Origin of the sequence: Kribbella sp. NPDC058245 (genome assembly GCF_042882005.1) — a bacterium.
Lineage (GTDB): Bacteria > Actinomycetota > Actinomycetes > Propionibacteriales > Kribbellaceae > Kribbella.
The window spans coordinates 163,436-187,371 of record NZ_JBHVWY010000002.1; the positions used below are offsets into that span (position 1 = coordinate 163,436).

Here is a 23,936-nt window from a genome sequence, read left to right on the forward strand (position 1 = left end):
CGCTGTGAGGTTAGGGGCGGGCGGTCTCCCAGGCGACGGTGTCGTCGGCCGTGAGCGCACGTGCGGCGGGAGCAGGTGGGGTTTCGGCGGTGAGGTGCAGACCCGGTTTACGGTCCTCGATCGTGAACTGGGCTCGCGTGAACGCCTCCGCGTCATGGTCGCGAACCGTCCGTAGCGTGCGGAAGTCGGCGACCATCGACTCACGCGTGATCGTGGTGTTCACGTAACCGCGCAGGTTGTTCTGGAACCGCAGATGCGGATTCCACTTCAGCCACGGATGCGCCGTCGTACCGCCGTCCGCACCATCACCACCGGTCGTGATCGACGAGCACACCAGTTCCGAACCGACCGCGGGCGCGTTGGGGTCGTCGTAGTTCAGCTTCAGATCCGACGCCCAGTGCGCGTGCACGTCACCCGTCAGTACGACGGCATTGCGCACGCGCGCGTCGACCCAGCCGCGGGTGATCCGGTCGCGAGAGGCGACGTACCCGTCCCAGGAGTCCATCGAGGTGACCTTCAACGGGCCCTCGTTGTTGTCACGCTGCGCGAAGAACACCTGCTGACCGAGGATGTCCCAGCGCGCCTCGGACCGGCGGAAGCCGTCGATCAGCCACTTCTCCTGCCGCTCCCCCGTGATGGACCGCTTCGGGTCCACCGCTGCCGGGCAGTCCTTGTACCCGTCCCCGCAGCCCTGGTCGTCGCGGTACTGCCGGGTGTCGAGCATGTGGAACGTTGCCAGCTCACCCCACTTGACCCGCCGGAAGAGCTGCATGTCGATCCCGCGCGGCTTCGACGACGCGCGCAGTGGCATGTTCTCGTAGTACGCCTGGAACGCCGCGGCCCGCCGCTCGAGGAACCCTTCCTCGGGCTTCTCCGGCGTCTCGTCGGCCCAGTTGTTGTCGACCTCGTGGTCGTCCCACACGGCCAGCCAGGGCGCGACCGCATGCGCGGCCTGCAGATCCGGGTCGGCCTTGTACTGCGCGTGCCGCTGCCGGTACGACGCCAGGTCCGTCGTCTCGGGTCCGTCGTGGTCACGGACGTTCCCACCGGGCGCGACGTAGGTGTTCTTCGTGTACTCGTACTGGTAGTCGCCCAGGTGGAGTACCAGGTCCGGCCGGTCCTCGGCCAGCCGCCGGTACGCCGTGAAGTAGCCGTGCTCGAACTGCGAGCAGGACACGAACGCCATCGCCAGCTCGCGCGGCGTCGTACCGCGAGCCGGTGCGGTCAGCGTGCGGCCTACCGACGTCACGTAACCCTCGCTACGGAACCGGTAGTAGTACTCGCGGCCGGGCTGCAGACCCTCGACGGTCACGTGGATCGCATGCGCGTGCTCCGGCCGCGCGACCGCGACACCGGCCCGCACGACGTGGTGGAAGCGCCGGTCGGTCGCGACCTGCCACTGGACGGCGTACGCGCGGTTCGGCATTCCACCGCGGCCGTCCTCGGCGACAGGGTTGACGGCAAGCCGGGTCCAGAGCACGAACCCGTCGGGCCACGGGTCACCGCTCGCGATCCCGAGAGTGAACGGGTCCTGCCGGACGGGCGTCGCCGCGGCGGTGGCGGGAGCGGACAGGCCGGCGACCGCCGCGCTGGACGCCAGACCGGCTTTCAGGACTGATCTTCGCGAAGTCTCCATGCGGCGAACGCTTCCCAGCCTGGGCAGCCGGTGGTTGGACAGCACTTTAAGACTGGCTGAAGACGCGCCCCGAGGATGTGCTTCAAGGGGGGTTGTCATGAGGTGGATGCTGTTTGCGGCAGGACTGTTCGTTGTCGTGTCCTGTACGACGGGGACAGGCAGCACACCCTCGACCCCACCTGGGCAGCGCGTGATCGTCACCCTGGCCGGCTCGTTCCGGCCCGAGGGTGACCTGGGGGATCAGGCGCGTCAGGAGCAACGCAAGGCGATCAGAACCGCACAGGACGCCGTACTGGCCGAGGTTCCGCAGGCTCAGCTGATTCGGCGGTACGACGCCGTACCGCAGCTGGCCCTGGTCGTCGATGCAGCTGCTCTCGACCGGCTGCGGCACTCACCACATGTCGCGGCCGTGCAGCAGGACACCGCCCAGCAGTCCGGCTGAGGCGGCACCACCGTAGTTGGGGGAATTACGATGCATGTCCGAAGACTGTTCGTTGCGCTGGCCTTGGCCGGTCTGGCAGCGAGCACCACGCAGCTACCAGCACACGCGGAGTCCGGGGAAACGACCCGCGTGATCGTGCAGGTCGACCACATCAGCGACAAGCAGCAGGTGCTCGACAACATCGACCAAGGCACCGCGGAGCAGAACCGCACCTACCGGTCGTTCCCGTTGCTCGCGCTCGACGCCGACAAGGCCGCGCTGGCCGAGCTCGCCGCCGACCCGAACGTGGTCTCGATCCAGCCGGACAAGGTCGGCTCGCCGTCCTTGGCCGAGAGCATCCCGTTCATTCATGCCGACCGCGTCCAGCAGCTCGGCTTCACCGGCGCCGGTCAGACCGTCGCGATCCTCGACACCGGGATCGACCGCGACCACCCGTTCTTCGGCAGCCGGATCGTGTCCGAGGCCTGTTACTCCAGCACCGACGGCACCGCCAACGAGGTCTCGCTCTGTCCGAACGGTACGGCGAGTCAGACCGGCGCGGGATCGGCCGACGCCGAGACTGCCCAGTGCCTCAACGGTACGACGAACATCTGCTTCCACGGCACGCATGTCGCCGGCATCGCGGCCGGCGCCGGAACCGGCGTGACCGGTGCCCCGGGCAACGGAGTGGCGCCGGGCGCGAACATCATCGCGATCCAGATCTACCACCGCAGCAATGTCGGCTGTAAAGGCAATCCGCCGTGCGCGCAGTTCTACTACTCGGACTTCATCGCCGGGATGCAACGCGTCTACGACCTGCGCAACGACTTCACCATCGCCTCGGCGAACCTGAGCGGTGGCGACGCCAGCAACCACACCACGACCTGTGACGGCAGCTCGACGAAGGCTTCGATCGACCTGCTGCTCTCGGCCGGTATCACCACGACCATCTCGGCCGGCAACGAGTCACACCCGGCAGGCGTCGGTGAGCCGGGCTGCGTGTCCACCGCCGTCACGGTCGGCGCGATCGATGCCGATGCCAGCGGCAACGAAGTCGACAGCCCCGCCAGCTACTCGAACCGCGGCCCGCTGCTCGACCTCTTCGCCCCCGGTACGTCGATCCGCGCGTCCGTCCCCGACGACGCCTGGGCCAACCTCAGCGGTACGTCGATGGCCGCGCCGCACGTGGCCGGTGCGATTGCCGCCCTGCGGAACGCCTACCCTGCCGCGACCGCGGCCACCCTGCTCGGGTACCTGCGCGACACCGGCGTCGACATCACCTACGCGACCAGCCCGACAACCAACGCGACCACGCCGCGGATCGACCTGCTGGCCGCCCTGCAGCAGGGCAACAACCCGCCCAGCATCAGCGCCGACGCCGGCACGGTGACCGTCAACGAAGGCACCACTGCCACCAATGCCGGTGGCTTCAGTGATCCCGAGGGCAAGGCGGTCGCGCTGACCGCCTCCAGCGGGAACGTCGTCAACGTCGGCGGCGGTCGCTGGTCGTGGAGTTCGACCACGAGTGACGGCCCGACACAGAGCCGCGATGTGACGATCACCGCGACGGATGACAAGGGTGAGACGGCGACCACGACCTTCCACCTGACCGTCAACAACGTTGCCCCGAGCATCAGCATCGCGCCGGGCCAAGCCGGTACGACGACAGAGGGAGCGTCGTACGGGGTGAAGGCCTTGTACTCCGATCCGGGCTCGCTGGACACGCACTCGGCCGTGATCGATTGGGGTGACGGTACGACGACGAACCCGCCGGCCACCGCGGGCCAGATCAATGGCAGCCACGTGTATGCGGACAACGGCAACTACACCGTCAAGGTCACCGTGACCGACGACGACGGTGGAACCAGCTCGGCGTCCTTCCCCGTTGCCGTCAGCAACGTGGCACCGGTCGTGACGATCGACCCGGCACAGGTGAAGACGATCACCGAGGGCTCGACACTCACGGCGAAGGCGTCGTTCGTGGATCCAGGGACCGCTGACACGCACACGGCGAGCATCGACTGGGGCTTCGGCGCGCCGAGCACCGGTTCGTTGCTGATGACAACGGTCACCGGAAGCCGCGCGTACGGCGACAACGGCTCGTTCACCGTTGGAGTCAAGGTGACCGATGACGACGGTGGAGTCGGTACGGCGACCTTCCCGGTGCAGGTGACGAACGTGGCACCGACCGCCGTGATCGACGAATCCGGGGCGACGGTGGTGAACGGCGTACCGACGTTCATCGCGCACAGCGGGCAGCCGATCGACTTCAAGGCCCGATCGACCGATCCGGGCAGTGACGACCTCGCGCTCAGCTGGAGCTGGGGTGACACGACCAACTACCTGGTGAACCCGCCCGGTACCGATCCGGCGAGCAGCCCGAGTCTGCAGCCGCGTGATGTGACGGACGCGAAGTCGCATGCGTTCGGATCGGCGTGCAACTACGACGTCGGCTTCACGGCTCGCGACGACGATGGTGGTTCGAGTGTGGACTCGGCCAAGGTCGTCGTGCAGGGCAACGCGCACCTGACCAAGATCGCGCCGCTGTGGTTCCTGCAGACCCGCGCCGGGCTGCGGATCCCGCCGGTCGATCTGCCGGTGAGCACGGTCAACTGCTACCTCCAGGTGGCCCAGCAGATGAGCCCGGTCTTCTCCGAGGCGCGTGACGTCTCGACGATGGCCAAGGCGAACGCGGTCCTCAACGTCCAGCTGCTGAACTCGAAGGCCGAGTTCGACCGGCAGGCGCTGACTGCCTGGCTGAACTTCGCGGACGGCTCGTTCGACCTCGGCACCCGGGTGGACACCAACCTGGACCTGCGGCTGGACAGCACCTTCGGCGCCGTGATGGCCCAGGCCGAGGCGATCCGCCTCAACCCAGCCTCGACCAGCAACCAGATCCGGCAGCAGACGCTGCTGCTCGAGAAGCTCAATACCTTGGGCTTCTAGGCCCCAGCCGCTCACTGAGTTTGGCCAAGGCACGCTCGACGGCGGCCCGGACCGTATGGTCCGGGTCGCCTGCCAGTTCTTCGACCGCCTCCACATGCTCGGACTCCCCCGCCACCCCGATAGCCCGTACGGCGGCCGCCCGGACCCGCGGCAACTCGTGCTCCAGCATCGGCAGCAGCCCATCGACCAGCTGACCGAGCTCCCGTTGGGCGGTGATCCGCGCGACGTGCTCGCGGACCCGCCATGCGGGGTCGTCCTCCACCGCCAGCAGCGCGTCCACCACGTCGTCCCGCCAGACGTAGAGGAAGACCCGCGCCGCCCAGACCCGGATCCAGTAGTAGTTCACCGGGTCGACTGGTGCCGTCCAGCCACCAGGATTCGTCGAGCCCGTGATCGCGACCAGCTTCGGGAGCTCAGCGCCGTACGCCGCCTCTCCGCTGATCTCGCCGGTCAGGAACGCGACCGCCCAGTCGATCACCGTGTCCTCGCCGTGCGCGGCGACAGCGGCCTGCACCACCTCGCGCGGATGGTCCTTGGTCATGCGCCCAGTAAATCGCGCCCCACCGACAAAAGGTGACCTGAGACGCCGCGCATACTGCCGGACATGGACCAGGTATGACCTCGACGCCAAGTCCCGAGGACGCCTTCCGCGAACTGTTCGAGCAGAACTTCCGGGAGCTCCTCGGCTACGCCCTGCGCCGTTGCGGCTCCCCTGACGACGCCGCCGACGTGGTGGCCGACACCATGCTGGTCGCCTGGCGCCGGTTCGGCCAGGTCCCCACCGACGGGACCGCGCGACTTTGGCTGTACGGCGTCGCCCGCCGCGTGCTCGCGAATCACCGGCGCGGGGTCCAGCGCCGGGACCGGCTCGGCGATCGACTGCGCGTGGAGCTGCAGGACGTCGTACCGGATCACGCCGACGGCGTCGAAGCGAACGCCGTACTGATGGGTGCTTTGGCCGGATTGAGTGCCGACGATCGTGAGCTGATCATGCTGACCACGTGGGAGAACCTGGCACCACAGGAGGCGGCCGTGGTGCTCGACGTACCGGCGCGGGTGGTGCGAACCAGGCTGCATCGGGCGCGGGCGCGGTTGCGAAAGCAGCTCGGAGACGCGTTCACGGATCACGGACATGTACGGGATGACAGAGCACTGCGACCAGTTCAGGAGAAGCGATGAACGACCGCGAACTCGACCAGCTGATCGCACGGGCCAACCCGTTCGGCGACGATACGGTCCGGCAGCTGCCGACCGCGGACGCCGAGTCCGATCTGCTGGAGGACATCTTGACTACCACCGAACCCGCCACCCGGTTGCGGCCGACCCGGCGCCGCCGGATCGCTATTGGCGCCGCAGCCGCAGTCGGTGTGGCCGCTGCGGTCGGCGTCGTGGGCGCCGTGCTGCCCAAGGACAGCCCGGTCGCGCCGTATGTGGCGCCGTTCGTGGCTCCGCAACCGGCGTACGCGGCAGAGCTCGTCGCGGTCGCCGAGGCCAACGATCGCATCCTGATCGACGACCCGGCCTGGAAGATCACCCAGGTCGACGAGTTCACCAAAGACACCGGCGACATGACCTTCAGCAAGGGCGACCAGACGTTCCAGCTGAAGTGGTTCCCGGCCAAGGAGTTCAAGGACTACTACAACGACCGGGTGACGGGCTCGGTCGAGCACAGCGAGGTGCAGGTGCTCGGCCAGAAGGGGACGTTGTTCCGCTACGCCAAGGAGAACTTCGACTCCGCGTTCATGCTGCCGCCGCGCGGCCCGAGCTTCGTCGAGACCCGTGCGGACCTCGGTTCCCTGGAGGCCTACCGCGACGTGCTCGGCAAGCTGAAGAAGGTCGACGTCAACACCTGGCTGGCGGCGATGCCGGAGGAGGTCGTGAAGCCGGAGAAGGTGCGCGCGGCCGTCGACAGCATGCTCGCGGGAGTCGCCGTACCGAAGGGCTTCAACAAGAAGCCGCTCTACAAGGAGACCGTGATCGCGCGCTACCACCTCGGTGCGCGGGTGACGACTGCCGCATCGTGTGCCTGGCTCGACCAGTGGACCGCCGCGACGAAGTCCGGCGACAAGGCGAAGGCCGCCGAAGCCGTGCAGGCCATGCAGGGCAGCAAGAAGTGGAAGATCCTGCAGGAGATGAAGGCCGAGGGTGACATGCCGGAGATGATCTGGCAGTACGCCGACGAGATCGCCGGCAAGGTCAAGCCCGAGTCCAAGAGCGGCCACCCCGCCGAAGGTTACAAGGACGGGCTCGGCTGCCGCTGATTGTCGCTAACGTCCGAAAACACGCCGACGACGCCCGCGTGTCCTTCGGACGCTACGAAAAACAAGGGGGCCGACCGGATTGCAGCCCGGTCGGCCCTTTCGCGTTGCTCAGTTGGCGATCAGGGAGCGGAGGACGTACTGCAGGATGCCGCCGTTGCGGTAGTAGTCCGCCTCACCGGGGGTGTCGATGCGGACGACCGCGTCGAACTCCTTCACCGAACCGTCGCTCGCGGTCACGGTGACGTGGACGGTGCTCGGGATCGTGCCGTCGTTGAGCACGGTGACGCCGGAGAAGTCGAACGTCTCCTCACCGGTCAGGCCGAGCGACTCCGCGTTCTCACCCTCCGGGTACTGCAGCGGCAGCACGCCCATGCCGATCAGGTTCGACCGGTGGATGCGCTCGAAGGACTCCGTGATCACGGCCCGGACGCCGAGGAGCGCCGTACCCTTGGCCGCCCAGTCGCGCGACGAACCCGAGCCGTACTCCTTGCCGGCCAGGATGACCAGCGGCGTACCGGCGGCGATGTAGGACTCCGACGCCTCGTAGATGCTCGTCACGGGGGCATCGTCCTTGGTGAAGTCGCGGGTGAAGCCGCCCTCGGTGCCCGGTGCGATCTGGTTGCGCAGCCGGATGTTGGCGAACGTGCCCCGGATCATCACCTCGTGGTTGCCACGACGTGAGCCGTACGAGTTGTAGTCCTTGCGGTCGACACCGTGCTCGGCCAGGTACTTGCCGGCCGGGCCGTCGGCCTTGATCGAGCCGGCCGGGGAGATGTGGTCGGTGGTGACCGAGTCGCCCAGCTTGGCCAGCACGCGGGCACCGGAGATGTCGGTGACCGGCGACGGCTCCTTGGCCATCCCGTCGAAGTACGGAGGCTTGCGCACGTACGTCGAGTCGGCGTCCCAGTCGAAGACCTTGCCCTCGGGCGTCGGCAGCGACTGCCAGCGCTCGTCACCGGCGAAGACGTCGGCGTAGTCCTTGGTGAACATCTCCCGGTTGATCGAGGTCGCGATCACCTTCTCCACGTCCTCGGCGGCCGGCCAGATGTCCTTCAGGAACACGTCGTTGCCGTCGGTGTCCTGACCCAGCGCGTCGGTCTCGAAGTCGAAGTCCATCGTGCCGGCCAGCGCGTACGCGATCACCAGCGGCGGGCTCGCCAGGTAGTTCATCTTCACGTCCGGGTTGATCCGGCCCTCGAAGTTCCGGTTGCCGGACAGCACCGACACGACGGCCAGATCGGCCGCCTGGACGCCGGCCGAGACCTCCTCGGGCAGCGGGCCCGAGTTGCCGATGCAGGTGGTGCAGCCGTAGCCGACGAGGTGGAAGCCGAGCTTCTCCAGGTACGGCGTGACGCCGGCCTTCTCGTAGTAGTCGGTGACGACCTTCGAGCCCGGGGCCAGCGAGGTCTTCACCCACGGCTTGCTGGTCAGGCCCTTGTCGACCGCGTTCTTCGCGAGCAGCGCGGCGGCGAGCATGACGGACGGGTTCGAGGTGTTGGTGCAGGAGGTGATGCTGGCGATCACGACGTGGCCGTGGTCGAGCTCGGTCTCCTGGCCGTTCAGGGTGATCTTGGTCTTCTTGACCGGACGGCCCGCGGCACCGGCGCCGTGCGGGACGTGCGGGTCGTCGTTGGTGTGACCATGACCGTTCGGCGCGTCGCTGGCCGGGAAGCTGCCCAGCTCCGACGGGTCGACCTCAGCCTCGTCGTCGTTGCTCGCGTAGTCGGCCAGCGCGCCGCGGAAGCCTTCCTTGGCCTCGCTCAGCGCGACCCGGTCCTGCGGCCGCTTCGGGCCGGCGATCGACGGTACGACGGTCGCCAGGTCCAGCTCGAGGTACTCCGAGAACCGCGGCTCGACGGCCGGGTTGTGCCACAGGCCCTGCTCCTTGGCGTAGGCCTCGACGAGGGCGACCTCGTCGTCGCCGCGACCGGTCAGGCGCAGGTAGTCCAGGGTGATGTCGTCGATCGGGAAGATCGCGCAGGTCGAGCCGAACTCCGGGCTCATGTTGCCGATGGTGGCGCGGTTGGCCAGCGGCACCGCGGTCACGCCCTCGCCGTAGAACTCGACGAACTTGCCGACCACACCGTGCTTGCGCAGCATCTGGGTGATGGTCAGCACGACGTCGGTCGCGGTCGCGCCGGCCGGAACCGCACCGGTCAGTTTGAAGCCAACCACCTTCGGGATCAGCATGCTGACCGGCTGACCGAGCATCGCGGCCTCGGCCTCGATACCGCCGACGCCCCAGCCCAGCACGCCGAGGCCGTTCACCATCGTGGTGTGGCTGTCGGTGCCGACGCAGGTGTCCGGGTAGGCCTGGCCGTTGCGGACCATGACCGTGCGGGCGAGGTGCTCGATGTTCACCTGGTGCACGATGCCGGTGCCCGGCGGGACGACCTTGAACTCGTCGAACGCGGTCTGGCCCCAGCGCAGGAACTGGTAACGCTCACGGTTGCGCTCGTACTCCAGCTCGACGTTGCGCTCGAAGGCGTCCTGCCGGCCGAAGACGTCGATGATGACCGAGTGGTCGATGACCAGCTCGGCCGGCGCCAGCGGGTTGATCTTGGTCGGGTCGCCCCCGAGCTCGGCGACCGCCTCGCGCATCGTGGCCAGGTCGACCACACACGGCACACCGGTGAAGTCCTGCATGATCACCCGGGCCGGGGTGAACTGGATCTCCGTGTCCGGAGCCGCGTTCGCGTCCCAGTTGCCCAGCTTGCGGATGTGGTCGGCGGTGATGTTCGCGCCGTCCTCGGTGCGCAGCAGGTTCTCCAGCAGCACCTTGAGCGAGTAGGGCAGCGTCTCCGCCCCCTCGACACCCGCCAACCTGAAGATCTCGTACGACTGTCCGTTGACCTCGAGTGCCCCCTGGGCACCGAAGCTGTCGACGCTCGCCATCAACCTGCTCCTCTATCCGGTCCAGTTCCGCTGCGGCCCATCCTCCCGGGCCCCGCATCTCGCTCCGAGGTCAGGTCAACCTAACTTCGGAGCGAGGAAGTCTCTCGACATCAAGATACACGACATCGAGTCACTTTCCGAGTCGAACCCGCCTCGCTCCAGAGGCTTCGCCGTACGGCAATCGCCACCGTGCGGACCGAGCACAACCAACCCCGCGACCCCTGTCACAACGTCCGAAGAACCGGAGACGGGCCCTCCGCCCTTTCGGACGTCAGGTGAGCGTGGCCGCTAACGTCCGAAGGATCGGAGACGGGCCCTCCGGTCTTTCGGACGTTAGTTGCATCCGTTGCAACCGTCACCCGGCAACCGTCGCCCGGCAACGTCGCCAGCCGAGCCCCCGGCGACGCCAAACGGCGGTATCGCCACCCGGCGGTTTCGCCACCCGGAAATCGCGGGGATATCCCTCCACTTTGCCGGTTCTCCCCTGAGATTTCGGGCGGAGAACCGGCAACTTCAGGGGTGATCCGTTCATATTGCCCTTGGCCGAAGCCGGCTCCCAACGACTCCGCTCGGCGTGACAATGCCCGGGTCACGAAACCTGCGGCAGAACCTCCGACGCGATCAGGTCCAGGTGGTCGAGGTCGCCGAGGTCCATGATCTGCAGGTAGAAGTGCCGGCTGCCGAGCTCGGCGAAGCGGCCGAGCTGGTCGACCACCTGGTCCGGCGTACCGCCGACGCCGTGCGCCTTCAGCTCGTCCAGACTCCAGCCGACCGCCTCGGCGCGACGCTTCACCTCGACGTCGTCCTTGCCGACCACCACGCGGTGCGCGGCCGAGAGCACGAGCGAGTCGGCGGCGCGGCCGATCGCCGTACAGGCTGCTTGGGCGCGCTCGAACAACACCTTCGTGTCGTCGATCGTCTTGAAGCCGGCGTTGAACTCGGTGGCGTACTTCGCGGTGAGCTCCGGCGTGCGCTTCTTGCCTGCGCCGCCGACGATGATCGGCGGGTGCGGCTGCTGGACCGGCTTCGGCAGCGCCGGCGAGTCCTTGAGCTGGTAGTGCTCGCCGCTGAACTCGTACTTCTCCCCCACCGGGGTGTCCCACAGTCCGGTGATCACCTCGAGCTGCTCTTCCAGCAGGTCGAACCGGCCAGGCGTGTCCGGGAACTCCAGCCCGTACGCCGCGTGCTCCGCCTCGAACCAGCCGGCCCCAAGCCCGAGCTCCGCGCGCCCGCCGCTCATCTGGTCGACCTGGGCGACGCTGATCGCGAGCACGCCCGGGTTCCGGAAGGTAACCGGGCTGACCAGGGTGCCGAGCTTGATCCGCTGGGTCTCACGCGCCAGGCCGGCGAGCGTGATCCACGCGTCGGTCGGACCCGGGAGCCCGTCGCCGTCGCCCATCACGAGGTAGTGGTCAGAGCGGAAGAACGCGTCGAAACCGTTCTCCTCGGTCTTGCGCGCGACGGCGAGAATCTCGTCGTACGCCGCGCCTTGCTGGGGTTCGGTGAAGATCCTGAGAAGCATGCGGACACGCTATCTCGCGTTGGTATACAGCTTCTGCACGTACGACGGCTGCCAAGCGGGATCACGGCTCGTCAGACGGCGAGCCAGGTTGCCGATGTCCAGTCGAGTCTCGACCGGGGTGTCCCACCACTCGGGCACCTGGTCGTACCAACGGTCGATACGCAGCGTCCGGCCGGCGGCGTCGAGTCGCGCGAACAGCCAACCGCCGTGCTCCCCCTGCGCCTCGGTGAGCCAGAGATCGCCGAGGAGTCCACTGAGCTTGTCGGCGGCGAACTCGGGGTCGTCGACATTCGGGGGCTCGAGGTCGAACCGGTACGACGGTGCTTCGGGGTCGAGCACCTGGACCTGGATCGTGAATCCCGAAGGGACGATCGCGGTGCGGGCGCGGCACCAGGCGTGGAGTGCCTCGAAGGCGGTTGAGTCTGCTGGGCGGGGGCGGACTCGCTCGGCTTCGGCACGCATCGCCTCCTCGAGGGAGCCCGGTACCAGCTCGACGCCGGGTCCGTCGGCGCCGACGAGGCCGAGACCCGGGATCGACATCGCCCCGAGTGCGGGCAGCACGGCGGCTGGGCGCTGCTCGCCGTACGGCGCGACATCCTGCCGCTCGTCATACGCCGGTGGCGACGGGCGCTCGCCGTAGGCGGCTCCCTCGTCAGCCTGGTACGCCGCGACCTCGTGTGCTTGGTACGGCGCTGCTTCGTTCTGCTCGTAAGGCGCCTCGTGATCCTGGTTGGGCGCTGCCTGGTGAACCGGCTGGGCCTCGTACGAACCGTTGGCCGGATCGCCCGCCTGCTCGGCGTACGCCACCTGCTGACCGTCAGCCGCCTGGCCGTCATCCCCGAAGACCGCAGGGATCACCCCAGTCGGCTCATCCGCGTCCTCCGGCCACTCCTCAACCTGCGCCGCTGCGAACTCCTCCTGCGGCTCCACGTCGTACTTGTTGCTCTCGGAGTCGTTGCCCTGAGCACGCTCTTCCGCCTCGCCGAACTGGCCTCCCCCGGACGCCTCGTCGTACTGGCCGCGGTCGTCCGACTCGCGATGCTGCGTCTGAGCATCGGCGGGCTCGGCGCGGGTGCCTGCCGCGTCGGTGGGGTTCTGGTTGCGGGTCAGCGCGTCCGAAGCGCCGGTGGGCTGCCACGCGTGCACTTGGTCGGCGGCCAGCTCCGCGGTGGCCAGGTTGGCGTCGACTGCTGGGATGACGCCGGTCGGCTCGTCGTCGCCGAGCTCGGTGACCTGCGCACCCACCGGGGCGGGCTGGCTCGGCTCGGCGTCCGGCCACGGGGACGCGTCGCCAGGGGGCGGCGTCGGGTTCGGCGCGGGGCCAGGCTCGGGCTGAGGTACTGGTTCCGGTTCGGGCGCCGGCTCGGGGTCGGGCGGGGGTACGGGCTCCGGTTGCGGCGCAGGCTCGGGCTCCGGCGCCGGATACGGCCCGGGCACGGGGTCAGGCTGCGGAACAGGCGTCGGCTCCGGCGACGGCCCGGGGGTCGGGTACGGCGACGGACGCGGGTCAGGCTCGGGCCCCGGGAACGGCGACGGGTCCGGTCCGGGGGGCGGGTACGGCGACGGACGCGGGTCGGGCTCAGGTCCCGGGAACGGCGTGGGCTCCGGGTGGGGCGTGGGTCGTGGTTGCGGCGTCGGATTCGGGCTGGGCGTCGGTTCAGGGCGCGGGTACGGGTCCGGGCCGGGCGCGGGGTATGGGTCCGGCGACGGGTGAGGGGTCGGGGCGGGGTGCGGGTCCGTGGGCTGCGGCCAGGGGGTCGGCTGCGGCCAGGGCTCGGGGCTGGGCTGGGGCCACGGCTGCGACTGGAGGTGAGGGTCGACCTGAGCTTGAGGGTGCTCGTCGGTCGAGGGTTCGATGATCGCGGGGATCTCGGCGGTCTCGTCATCCAGTACGTCGTCCTGGTCGACCGAGGCCGGCGCGAACGGACTGTCCGCCGCCCTGTCGTCCGTCGACTGCGGCGCGAACGGACTACCAGCCGCAAAGTCGCGATCAGCACCCTGACCGGCCTCCCCCGACAGCGCGAACGGGCTCGCGTCTGCCCGGTCTGATTCGCCTGCGGGTGGGGCGAAGGGTGACGGGCCGGTGAAGGAGGCCGGGTCTGCGGGGACGGCGGCGATCTCGGCGGTGGGCGCCTCGTCGTCGTCGAAGGCGGTCGGCGCAGGTTCGGGAGCCGGCTGACTGGAGTGGTCGAGGGCCGGAGTGTTCGGGGATTCAGCTGTGTCGGTGTCGCTCGTAGCGCCGCGGTCTGGGGCTGGGGCGTCGGAGCTGTTCGGGGCCGGTGGGGACTCGACCCACTCGCCGTTGATCCAGGCGGGGCCGTCCCAGGCGTCCTCGGACGGCGCAGGCGCGAAGGGCGAGTAGGCAGCGGTCGCTTCTGCGGCATCAGGAGCCGCCGCGAACGGCGACTGCTCCGCACGCGGATCGTGGTCGGAACGCGCCGCAGGCTGCTCCGGCAGCGGCGCGAAAGGTGTGTAGGCCGCAGTTGCGTCCGGGTCCGACGGCAACGCACCCAATGGCGTCCGCGCCGATTGCTCGGCGCGTGCTTCCTGGTTCGAGGGTGCGAAGGGCGACTGGGCCGGGGGCTCTTCGGGGATCGGGGCGAAGGCGTTCGCGGCCGTGGCGTCCGAGTCCTCGGGGGCGCCGGTGGCGCCTTGGAAGGGGTCGTACTGGTTGGTGGCTTCGGGGTCGGACCAGGCGGGCTGTTCGGAGGTTTCGAAGTCTTGGTCGGGGGTTGCTGCGGCGGGGGCGTCGGCGAAGAGGCTGTTGAAGAAGTCGTCGCCTTCGTGGCGGCCGTCGCCTACGCGTGGGGGCTCCGACGACGGCAGGCGGTTGTACGGGAGGCCGTTGTCGGGGACGTCCGCAGGCACGTAGGAGCCGGGAGCGGGGGCAGCAGCGGGTGGCGCGGCAGGGGCGGGGGCTTCGTCTTGCTTGCGCCGCCGGAGCCAACCTTGCTTCTTGCCGACGACGCCGTACTCGTCCTGCTTCGGCGCCTCGTCGCGACCGAACGGGACCTGCTGGTACGACGCGGGCTGGTCGGCCACGATCGGCGTACCACCGGTGTCGGTGGCGATCGGCTGGCCGGTGAACGGGCTGATTCCAGGTGGGACGACGAAGGATTCCTCTTCGTCGTGCGCCGGCCGGCCGTCGGGTGTTCCAGTCACGACAGGCTCAACGACCGAACCCCTAGGCGCGTCAGGCTCCGGCGCAAACTTTTCCGGGACCGCAAGATTCGGCTGAGCCGCGGTGAACATCGACGCGGCCGCGGCCCCGGCGGGCAGGTCCGGCTGCACCGGCGACCGCGGGTTGATGTTGAACGGGGCGAAGAACGCCGCGAGCGCCTCGACCGTGATCGCTCCCCCGGTGCGGATCAGCGCCACGCCGTACGGGAGCAACTCGTCGAGGCCGCCGAGGTAGTCCGCCCACTCGGCGACCCACTCGATCATTTCGCGGGCAGAGTCCTCCTCGGAGGTGATCCAGCCGCCGATCTCCAGGAAGCCGTCGGGCACGGGCTCCCACGGGTCACCCTCGTACGCCGCACGCGCCCACGTCCCGTTGAAGGCGCCGTAGACGAAGCCCAGCTCCCCCGCCGCGAGCCGCTGCCGCACCTCGGGTGAGCCGATCCACTCGGGTGAGCCGGCCAGCAGGTCGGAGCCGGCGGTCTGGCTGTGCTGGGTCTGGTAGCCGAACAGGACGGCCCGGCCGTCGCCCAGGCGCTGGAGGCGCAGGATGGAGCCGGTCTCGTCCTGGTGGTAGTACCCGTCGACGTCCGCATACCACCGGCGGTCGAAACCGGTGGCGTGGGACACGGCGGCCAGCGCACTCCAGCGAGCGCGCAACTCCTCCGGGTCGTCGAGATCAACGAGCGGCATTCAGGTCTCCAGCGCATTGGAATCCAGAGCCAGAACGCTACCCCGAGAGCTCGACACCCACCACTCAGCTGTCCACAGGCTGCAGAACGGCGACGCATTCGATGTGGTGCGTCATCCCGAACAGGTCGAACGCCCGCAGCGACGCGATCCCGTAGCCGAGCCCCGCGAACGTCTTCAGGTCCCGCGCCAGCGCTGCCGGGTCGCACGCCACATACGCGATCCGCCGAGGCGCCAGCGCCGCAATCCGCCGTACGACGTCCTTCCCGGCACCGGTGCGAGGCGGATCCAGCACCACCAGGTCGACGTGCTCCAGCCCCTGCCCGGCAGCCACGTTCAGCACGCGGTCGACGTCACCAGACTCCAGTGTCACGTTCGGCAGGTCGTGCAGGTTGCGGCGTGCGTTCTTCACCGCGTCCTTGTCACCCTCCACCGCGAGCACCGTGCACCCAGCCTCGGCCAGGAAGGCCGCAAACAGCCCCACACCGGAGTACAGGTCCAGAGCCGACTCACCCGCCGCAGGCTCCAGTCCGCTCATCACAGCGTCCACCAGCGTCTCCGGAGCAGCCGGGTGAACCTGCCAGAACCCACCGGCCTCCACCCGGAACCGTCGGTTCCGCACAACCTCCACCACCCGACCAGCGGGCGCGGAGTCCGTGACCACCGCAGTCTTGCCTTCAGACGACACAACAGCCTGTACGGACGCCACTCCCGGCCACCGCTGTGCCAGCACGTCCGGAGTCTCCGGGTGGGCGATCAGACACTTGTCGATCGGGACCAGGTCGTGGGAGCGGTGTGCACGCATCCCCGGCCGTCCGTCGACGACGGCGTACCGCTGTCGCGTCCGCCAGCCCAGACCGTCGTCCCCTGGTGACTCCATCACCACGGTCCGCTCGATCCCACCGATCCGCCGCAGCGTGTCGGAGACCACGGTCGCCTTCAGCCGACGCTGCTCGACGATATTGGCGTGCTGGAAGTCGCACCCGCCACACAGCCCCGGGCCGGCGTACGGGCACGGTGGCTCGATCCGTTGCGGTGACGGTGTCAGCACCTGTACGGCGTCGGCCCGCAGGTACTTCGCGGTCTGCTCGGTGATGCGGGCGTGCACAAGCTCACCTGGCAGCGCGTGCCGGACGAAGACGACCTGGCCCTCGTGCCGGGCCACACAGTGGCCACCGTGCGCCACTGGTCCCACTTCCAGCTCTACTACCGTCCCGACGATGTTCTCGTCTGTCACCGATCTCCTGACGCCTTACGGGGCCCTCGACGTACCTGTCCGGCCACTCGTTCCTCCCGGTCCTGCCGTTCCTCCGCTGCCTGCGACGAGATCAGCTGGTAGGGAACGGACGTAACCATCACACCAGGTGTGAACAAGAGCCGGCCCTTGAGCCGCAGTGCGCTCTGGTTGTGCAGCACGTGTTCCCACCAGTGTCCGACCACGTATTCGGGGATGTAGACCATCACCACGTCCCGCGGCGACTGCCGCCGGATGTCCCGCACGTACTGCAGGATCGGCCGGGTGATCTCCCGGTACGGCGACGCCAGGCGCTTGAGCGGGATCGGGATCCCCATCCGGTCCCACTCGGCCTGGAGGATGTCGGACTCGTCCCGGTCGACGTCCACCGTGACCGCCTCGACCGTGTACGGCCGGGCCGCCTTGGCGAAGGCCAGCGCCCGCAGGGTCGGTTTGTGCAGCTTGGAGACCAGCACGATGGCGTGCACCCGGGACGGCAGCATCAGCGGCTCGTCACCGTCCACGGCCGTCTGCTTACCGACCGTGTCGTAGTGCCGGTGGATGCCCTTCATCAGCAGGAACAGCGCGGCCATCGCGATGATCGCGATGTAGGCGCCGTGGGTGAACTTGGTCAGCAGCACGATCACCAGCACGATGCCGGTCATGGTCAGACCGACCGTGTTGATCACCCGCGACCGCATCATCTGGCGCCGCTTGCCGCCGTCGGTCTCGCTCTTCAGGTGCCGCGTCCAGTGCCGGATCATGCCGAACTGGCTGAGCGTGAAGCTGACGAACACCCCGACGATGTAGAGCTGGATCAGCTTGGTGACCTCGGCGTCGAACGCGATGATCAGGCCGATCGCGCAGAGCGCCAGCAGCACGATCCCGTTGCTGTAGGCGAGCCGGTCGCCGCGGGTGTGCAGCTGCCGCGGCAGGTAGCCGTCGCGGGCGAGGATCGAGCCCAGCACCGGGAAGCCGTTGAACGCGGTGTTCGCGGCCAGCACCAGGATCAGCATGGTCGCGCCGATCACCAGGTAGAACCCGGGTGGGAAGTTCGAGAAGACCGAGTCGGCGATCTGCGCGATCACCGTCTTCTGGGCGTAGCCCGGGCCGACCGGCTGGCCGTCGGGTCCCAGCAACTGGGTCGCGGGGTCCTCGGCGAACCGCAGCCGGATCTTGTCGGCCAGGAACAGGATGCTCATCAGCATCGTCACGGCGATCGTGCCGAGCAGCAGCAGCGTCGTCGCCGCGTTCTTGCTCTTCGGCTTCCGGAACGCCGGTACGCCGTTGCTGATCGCCTCGACACCGGTCAGGGCCGCACACCCGGACGAGAACGCCCGGGCCAGCAGGAAGACCGCAGCGAGCCCGTTGAACACCTCGTGCCCGGGCTCGGGCCGGACCTGGAAGCCCGAGCTCTCCGCCATCGGCAGGCCACCGACGGCGTACCGGATGACTCCCCACACCGCCATCCCGATGACGGCGGCCATGAAGATGTACGTCGGGATCGCGAAGAACGCACCGGACTCGCGGACACCGCGCAGGTTCATCGCGGTGAGCAGCAGCACCAGGCCGACACCGATCGGCACCTCGTGGCCGGCCAGGAACGGGAGCGCGGACTTCGCGTTCTGCACCCCGGACGAGATCGACACGGCGACCGTGAGCACATAGTCGACCATCAGCGCGCTGGCCACGGTCAGGCCGGCCGTCGGGCCGATGTTGACCGTGGCGACCTCGTAGTCGCCACCGCCGGAGGGGTAGGCGTGCACGTTCTGCCGGTACGACGCGACCACGACGAGCATCACGAACGCGACCAGCAGGCCGATCTTCCAGGAGAAGCTGTAGGCGGCCAGACCGCTGATGGACAGGGTCAGGAAGATCTCGTCAGGTGCGTAGGCGACCGAGGACAGTGCGTCACTGGCGAACACCGGAAGGGCGAGCCGCTTGGGCAAAAGCGTCTCACCCAGCTGAGTGCTGCGCAGTTTGCGACCGAGCAGCAGCCGTTTGCCGATATCGCCGAGAGCGGGAGTCACACGGGAGATGTTAGAGGGAGCCTGGTACTCCTGTAGCGTCTAGCCCTGCCGAACCGACCAGTGTGCCCTGTTGGGGCAAGGAGTGATCAGCGAGTGCACGTCGTCATCATGGGGTGCGGCCGCGTCGGCTCGACGCTGGCCCGGACCCTGGAGAAACGTGGCCATACGGTCGCGATCATCGACCAGTCCGCGGACTCGTTCCGCCGGTTGAGCCCGAACTTCACCGGTCGCACGGTGACCGGGATGGGCTTCGACCGCGAGGTGCTGATCGAGGCCGGGATCGAGGGGGCCGAGGCGTTCGCCGCGGTCTCCAACGGCGACAACTCGAACATCCTGGCCGCGCGTGTCGCCCGGGAGAACTTCGGGATCGGCAACGTCGTGGCGCGGATCTACGACCCGGGCCGGGCCGAGGTCTACCAGCGGCTCGGTATCCCCACCGTCGGCACCGTCCGCTGGACCGTCGACCAGATGATCCGTCGCTTGCTGCCCGAGGGTTCCGAGCCGGAGTGGCGCGACCCCTCGGCCACCATCCGGCTGGCCGAGGTGCACGTGCACAAGGACTGGGTCGGCCGGCTCGCCTTGGACATCGAGAAGGCCACCGGGGCCCGGGTCGCGTTCCTGACCCGGCTCGGCGAGGGCTTCCTGCCCAAGGCCGACACGGTCATCCAGGAGGGCGACCTGGTCCACGTCGTGATGCTGGAGCGGGACGCCACCGCGATCGAGTCCCAGCTCGGCACCAAGCCTGAGGAGCTGTGATGCGGGTAGCCATCGCCGGGGCCGGCCAGGTCGGCCGGTCGATCGCCAGCGAACTGCTGGACAACGGCCACGAGGTCCTGCTGATCGACAAGGACCCGCGCGCGATCAAGGCCGAGTCGGTGCCGCGCGCCGAGTGGCTGCTGGCCGACGCCTGCGAGCTCTCCTCACTGGAGGAGGCCGCCCTCCAGCGCTGCCAGGTGGCGATCGCCAGCACCGGTGACGACAAGGTCAACCTGGTCGTCTCGCTGCTGGCCAAGACCGAGTTCGGCGTCCCGCGAACCGTTGCCCGGGTCAACCACCCGCGCAACGAGTGGATGTTCAACGAGGCCTGGGGTGTGGACGTCTCGGTGTCGACCCCGCGGATCATGTCCGCGCTGGTCGAGGAGGCGGTCTCGGTCGGCGACCTGGTCCGGCTGTTCACCTTCCGTCAGGGCGACGCCAACCTGGTGGAGCTCACGCTGCCCGAGGACTCCCCGATGATCGGCCTGCGGGTCGGCGACATCGACTGGCCGCTGGACACCGCCCTGGTGTGCATCCTGCGCGAGGGTCGCGTGCTGCGGCCCGAGCCCGACGGCACGCTGGAGCTGAACGACGAGCTCCTGTTCGTCGCGGCCGACGAGACCGAGGAGCAGCTCGAGGACATGCTCTCCCCGCACCACCGCCGCAACAACGGCAACAACTGACCCAGGCTGACCCCGGAGGGCCCGCTCAGCTTTCGCGAGCGGGCTCTTCCTTCGTGGCCCCGACCTTGTCCTCGACCGGCTCGGGCGGAGGCGGCTGGGTGCCCTTGAGCAGGTGGGTGAAGTTCTCCTTGACCTCGTCCCACTTGTCGTCGGGCATCGAGCCACGCAGTACGGCGTACGCCGCCCAGAGCGTGACCGCGTAGAACGGCAGTCCGAGCGCGATCTTGGCGATCCCGAGCGCGTTCACGCTGTTGGTCAGGTACAGCGGCAGCATGATCGCGAGCCGGATCCCGACCTGCGCGGTGAACACCATCGTGACCCGGTTCAGCGCGCGGAACAGCACCTCGTCCTTGCGCCAGGCCAGCCAGGTCTGCGTGATCGCGCCGTACAGGAGACCGAACAGCGGGTACCGCGTGATCAGCGTGATCGCGTAGCCCACGAAGAAGCACGAGTTCAGGATGATGCCGGGCAGGAAGACGTCCTCGGCCTGACCGGTGCGGGACGCCGTGAAGGCCGAGATGCCGACGCCGAAGAAGCCACCGATCACGTTCGCGATGGGCTGCTTGCGGACGAGCCGGAACACGCCGACCACGGCCGCGGCCGAGATCGCGACGATCAGCGCCAGCTTCAGGTCGTGGTCACTGAACGCGTAGACCACGGTGAACGCGATCCACGGCAGCCCGATGTCGACCAGGGTGCCGATCCAGCCGAGGACCTGCTGGGCGTTGCTCTTGGGCGGAGTTACCGCGGTCTCAGCCATGCGCAGCCGTCGGCCGGAGCTCGTAGCGCGGGTTGAACATCACCCGGTCGCCGTCGACGACCCCGATCCGGCCGGAAGCGGTCAGCTCCGAGCCCGGGTGGATACCGGCGATCTTGCGCCGTCCCAGCCAGACCAGCTTCACCGTGCCGGTGCCGTCGTACAACTCACCCTCCAAGGCCGGTACGCCGCCGCGCGGGCTGAACGTGATCGTCCGCAACGTGCCGTACAGCGTCACGACCTCGCGGTCGCGGCAGCCGGTGATGGACCGCGCGCCGCAGTCGTGCGCGTAGTCCTGAAGTACCTCTGCATCCTGCTGGTCCCGGTCCCCGGCCAGCCCACGGAAGGCCCGCCGGAACAGGCCCGCGGGTTTCTCACTACCCATAGCTCTGATTGTAGTCCGGCTACGCCTGCTCGGCTTCGCCCTCGACGGGCTCCGCGCCCGGCGGCAGACGCAGCGGCAGGGACTCACGCACGGCCATCGGCTCGTCACCGCGGACGACGATCACCTCACGCAGCGTCTGCTCGAGCGGCGGCGCGACCTCGGGGTCGACCGCGGCGCGGCCGAGGATGGTGGCGCGCAGCAGCCAGCGCGGGCCGTCGATGCCGACCACCCGGGAGGTCTGGCTGTAGATCTTGCCGTCCGGGTCCTCGACCGGCACGACCAGCACCAGCTCGGTGCCGAACCCGGTCTCGGTCTCGGTCGCGGTACCGCCCATCCGGGTCGCCTCGCCGGCGATCTCCTGCCGGACCTCGTCCCAGATGCCGGTCCGCTTCGGTGCGGCGAAGGCGCGCAGCTCCAGCGCCGACTCCTCGACCACCAGCAGGATCGCCTGCACCGCACCGGACTGCTCGTCGACCTGCAGCCGCAGCTCCATGCCCGGCAGGCCGCTGATCACGAGAGCACCGAGGTCGATCCGGTCCTCCGCCTCGAGCAGCTCCGGGTCCACCTCGGACGAGTCGAACGGACCCTCGGCCCGGGGCTCCGCCGTACCGGTGGCCGCCTCGTCGCCGGTCTCGTTCTCGAGGTCTTCGTTCTTGCTCTTCCGGCGGAAGATCACAGCTCTTGCCTACTTCCTGAAATCGATTGGTACGGCGGCGGTAGTCTCCCGCATCAGTGGTGTCACCCGTCGCACCTGATCAGCGTGTCACATTCCCGAAGCCGCCGGTCGAGCCGTGGCCACCCTCGCCGCGATCGGATCCCGGCAGCGTCGTCACCTCGACGAACCTGGCCTTCTCCACCTGCTGGATCACCAGCTGCGCGATCCGGTCGCCACGCTTCAGCGTGACCTCGGTGTGCGGGTCGAGATTGATCAGGCAGACCTTGATCTCGCCCCGGTAGCCCGCATCTACGGTGCCCGGCGCGTTCACGATCGACACCCCATGCTTGGCGGCCAGTCCGGACCGCGGGTGCACGAGGGCGACGTACCCGTCCTGCAGGGCGATCGCGATCCCCGTACCGACCAGGCCGCGCTCGCCAGGCTTCAGGGTGATGTCGGAGACCGCCACCAGGTCCGCACCGGCGTCGCCGGGATGTGCGTACGCCGGGATCGGCAGGTCAGGGTCGAGTCGCTGGATGAGAACCTCGGTCACGAGAGGCGACCCTACCGACGCGCTCCGAGACGTCGCATGCCAGGCTGGGCTTGTGGGTGTTTACCGCGAAAGACTGAGCGTGCCAGTGTCCTGGTGGATCATCTCCGCCGCCGCCGTGGTGACGCTGTTCGCCATCACGGCCGTCCCGGTCGGCCTGCTGGCCGGACTGATCGTCGCCGCCGTCACAGTGGCCGTGCTGCTCGCGATCCTGCTCCGGTACGGCGCTGCGCGGGTCGAGGTGGACACGGAGCACCTCCGCGCCGGCCGGGCCGTCATCGAACGCGCTCACCTGGGCGCTGCCGAGGCCCTGACCGGTGAGGCCGCCCGGAACGCCTTCGGCCGCGACTGCGACCCCAAGGCCTACCTGCTGCTGCGCAGCTACGCCTCCGGGGCGGTCCGGGTCGCGATCAACGATCCGAGCGACCCCACGCCGTACTGGGTGCTCGCCACGCGGCACCCCGAACGGTTGGCAGCGGCTCTGAGCGGGCACAGCGTGACAAGATCCTGACTGTCAGGCAATTCGCTAGGAGGGCATGTCGTGGTCGGAGCCAAGATCGGCTGGAAGCTGGTGCAGACCGCCTTCTCGCTCGTAGTCGGTATCGCCGCCAGCAAGGCGGTCAGTAGCGCCTGGAAGCTCGGCTCAGGCGGTAAGCCGCCGAGGAAGGGCCAGGGCGGGTACGTCGAAGTCGCCGCCTGGGCAGCGGCCAGCGCGGCGGCCGCCGCGGTGGCGACGGTGTTCGCCGAGCGCCAGGCAGCGTCGTACTACCTGAAGTCCACCGGCCACGCGCCTCCCGGCTGGGAGCAGGACGCCACCGTCCGCAGCGGGCTCGTGAAGAGCATCGGCAAGGACTGACTCGGCAGCGCTGTTCAGACACGACGACGGGACCTTCCCACCCGGGAAAGGTCCCGTTGTCGTCTACTGACGAAGAAGAGGGCGCTCGATCAGACGCAGTCGCGACAGATCAGCTGCGTTCCCTTCGTCTCTGCAAGCTGGCTGCGGTGGTGCACCAGGAAGCAGCTCGAACACGTGAACTCGTCGGCTTGGCGTGGCAGCACCCGCACTGCCAGCTCTTCGTGACTCAGGTCGGCACCGGGCAGCTCGAAGCTTTCCGCGGCCTCCGCCTCGTCCTCGTCGACCTTGCCGGAGTTCTTGTCGTGACGGCGAGTCTTCAGTTCCTCGATCGACTCTTCGGAAGCGTCCTCGTCCGTCTTGCGCGGGGCGTCGTAATCAGTCGCCATGTGTTCCCTGCCCTCTTCATACCCGTGGTGTTGCCTTGCTGAGCCCTTGAACGGGTGGAGTGGCCGAGAAATTCCGCGCTGAGGTACAGCGCCGAA

At 68.7% G+C, this 23,936-nt stretch carries 20 protein-coding genes; 8 read left to right on the forward strand and 12 right to left on the reverse strand.

Annotation, left to right across the window (positions count from 1 at the left end; genetic code table 11):
• Positions 1-10 precede the first annotated feature (10 nt).
• Complete coding sequence (locus ACFVWG_RS04260; RefSeq protein ID WP_391541682.1) at positions 11-1,636, reverse strand: alkaline phosphatase D family protein; 1,626 nt, start codon at positions 1,634-1,636, stop codon at positions 11-13.
• A gap of 97 nt (positions 1,637-1,733) precedes the next feature.
• Here ACFVWG_RS04260 and ACFVWG_RS04265 point away from each other — a divergent pair, with 97 nt between their 5' ends.
• The gene (locus ACFVWG_RS04265; protein WP_391541683.1) at positions 1,734-2,078 is read left to right on the forward strand and encodes a hypothetical protein; all 345 of its coding nucleotides are present in this window, start codon (positions 1,734-1,736) and stop codon (positions 2,076-2,078) included.
• A gap of 30 nt (positions 2,079-2,108) precedes the next feature.
• The gene (locus ACFVWG_RS04270; RefSeq protein ID WP_391541684.1) at positions 2,109-5,003 is read left to right on the forward strand and encodes a S8 family serine peptidase; all 2,895 of its coding nucleotides are present in this window, start codon (positions 2,109-2,111) and stop codon (positions 5,001-5,003) included.
• Here the strand turns inward: ACFVWG_RS04270 and ACFVWG_RS04275 are convergent.
• A complete protein-coding gene (locus ACFVWG_RS04275; protein WP_391541685.1) occupies positions 4,984-5,544 on the reverse strand; it encodes a HEAT repeat domain-containing protein in 561 nt (186 codons plus the stop codon). The genes ACFVWG_RS04270 and ACFVWG_RS04275 overlap by 20 nt on opposite strands.
• Before the next feature lie 74 nt (positions 5,545-5,618).
• On the opposite strand from ACFVWG_RS04275, the gene ACFVWG_RS04280 reads away from it, so the two are divergent.
• Together ACFVWG_RS04280 and ACFVWG_RS04285 are read left to right on the forward strand one after the other, a co-directional pair.
• Entirely contained in the window at positions 5,619-6,182 is a 564-nt protein-coding gene (locus tag ACFVWG_RS04280; protein ID WP_391541686.1) for an RNA polymerase sigma factor, read from the forward strand.
• Positions 6,179-7,264, forward strand: a complete 1,086-nt coding sequence (locus ACFVWG_RS04285) for a hypothetical protein (protein WP_391541687.1) — start codon at positions 6,179-6,181, stop codon at positions 7,262-7,264. The genes ACFVWG_RS04280 and ACFVWG_RS04285 overlap by 4 nt, the downstream gene beginning before the upstream one ends.
• A 108-nt stretch (positions 7,265-7,372) precedes the next feature.
• Here the strand turns inward: ACFVWG_RS04285 and acnA are convergent, their stop codons facing one another.
• The 5 genes from acnA to ACFVWG_RS04310 form a co-directional block, all read right to left on the reverse strand.
• Positions 7,373-10,159 (reverse strand): aconitate hydratase AcnA, encoded by a 2,787-nt coding sequence (gene acnA / locus ACFVWG_RS04290; RefSeq protein ID WP_391541688.1) that lies wholly within the window; start codon positions 10,157-10,159, stop codon positions 7,373-7,375.
• A 589-nt stretch (positions 10,160-10,748) separates the two neighbouring features.
• On the reverse strand, positions 10,749-11,681 hold the full coding sequence (locus tag ACFVWG_RS04295; RefSeq protein ID WP_391541689.1) for an LLM class F420-dependent oxidoreductase: 933 nt from the start codon (positions 11,679-11,681) through the stop codon (positions 10,749-10,751).
• 9 nt (positions 11,682-11,690) lie between these two features.
• Complete coding sequence (locus ACFVWG_RS04300; RefSeq protein ID WP_391541690.1) at positions 11,691-15,551, reverse strand: hypothetical protein; 3,861 nt, start codon at positions 15,549-15,551, stop codon at positions 11,691-11,693.
• A gap of 64 nt (positions 15,552-15,615) precedes the next feature.
• Complete coding sequence (locus ACFVWG_RS04305) at positions 15,616-16,785, reverse strand: class I SAM-dependent RNA methyltransferase (RefSeq protein WP_391541691.1); 1,170 nt, start codon at positions 16,783-16,785, stop codon at positions 15,616-15,618.
• Positions 16,782-18,812, reverse strand: a complete 2,031-nt coding sequence (locus tag ACFVWG_RS04310) for an APC family permease (protein ID WP_391541693.1) — start codon at positions 18,810-18,812, stop codon at positions 16,782-16,784. The genes ACFVWG_RS04305 and ACFVWG_RS04310 overlap by 4 nt, the downstream gene beginning before the upstream one ends.
• A 93-nt stretch (positions 18,813-18,905) precedes the next feature.
• Between ACFVWG_RS04310 and ACFVWG_RS04315 the strand changes: the two genes are divergently transcribed.
• Both ACFVWG_RS04315 and ACFVWG_RS04320 read left to right on the forward strand, forming a co-directional pair.
• Positions 18,906-19,568 (forward strand): potassium channel family protein, encoded by a 663-nt coding sequence (locus ACFVWG_RS04315; RefSeq protein WP_391541694.1) that lies wholly within the window; start codon positions 18,906-18,908, stop codon positions 19,566-19,568.
• Positions 19,568-20,251 (forward strand): potassium channel family protein, encoded by a 684-nt coding sequence (locus tag ACFVWG_RS04320; RefSeq protein ID WP_391541695.1) that lies wholly within the window; start codon positions 19,568-19,570, stop codon positions 20,249-20,251. The genes ACFVWG_RS04315 and ACFVWG_RS04320 overlap by 1 nt, the downstream gene beginning before the upstream one ends.
• A 25-nt stretch (positions 20,252-20,276) precedes the next feature.
• On the opposite strand, the gene ACFVWG_RS04325 is transcribed toward ACFVWG_RS04320, so the two are convergent.
• The 4 genes from ACFVWG_RS04325 to dut form a co-directional block, all read right to left on the reverse strand.
• Positions 20,277-21,011: a DUF3159 domain-containing protein gene (locus ACFVWG_RS04325; protein WP_391541696.1), complete on the reverse strand. Its 735-nt coding sequence runs from the start codon at positions 21,009-21,011 to the stop codon at positions 20,277-20,279.
• On the reverse strand, positions 21,004-21,393 hold the full coding sequence (locus ACFVWG_RS04330) for an OB-fold nucleic acid binding domain-containing protein (protein ID WP_391541697.1): 390 nt from the start codon (positions 21,391-21,393) through the stop codon (positions 21,004-21,006). The genes ACFVWG_RS04325 and ACFVWG_RS04330 overlap by 8 nt, the downstream gene beginning before the upstream one ends.
• A 19-nt stretch (positions 21,394-21,412) precedes the next feature.
• A complete protein-coding gene (locus tag ACFVWG_RS04335; protein WP_391541698.1) occupies positions 21,413-22,069 on the reverse strand; it encodes a DUF3710 domain-containing protein in 657 nt (218 codons plus the stop codon).
• Between the two features lie 79 nt (positions 22,070-22,148).
• On the reverse strand, positions 22,149-22,601 hold the full coding sequence (dut, locus tag ACFVWG_RS04340; protein WP_391541699.1) for a dUTP diphosphatase: 453 nt from the start codon (positions 22,599-22,601) through the stop codon (positions 22,149-22,151).
• 79 nt (positions 22,602-22,680) lie between these two features.
• Here dut and ACFVWG_RS04345 point away from each other — a divergent pair, with 79 nt between their 5' ends.
• Entirely contained in the window at positions 22,681-23,109 is a 429-nt protein-coding gene (locus ACFVWG_RS04345; protein ID WP_391541700.1) for a DUF3093 domain-containing protein, read from the forward strand.
• Positions 23,110-23,139: 30 nt separating this feature from the next.
• Complete coding sequence (locus ACFVWG_RS04350) at positions 23,140-23,454, forward strand: DUF4235 domain-containing protein (protein ID WP_391541701.1); 315 nt, start codon at positions 23,140-23,142, stop codon at positions 23,452-23,454.
• Between the two features lie 89 nt (positions 23,455-23,543).
• Here the strand turns inward: ACFVWG_RS04350 and ACFVWG_RS04355 are convergent, their stop codons facing one another.
• Positions 23,544-23,840 (reverse strand): DUF4193 domain-containing protein, encoded by a 297-nt coding sequence (locus tag ACFVWG_RS04355; protein WP_391541702.1) that lies wholly within the window; start codon positions 23,838-23,840, stop codon positions 23,544-23,546.
• Positions 23,841-23,936: the final 96 nt, after the last annotated feature.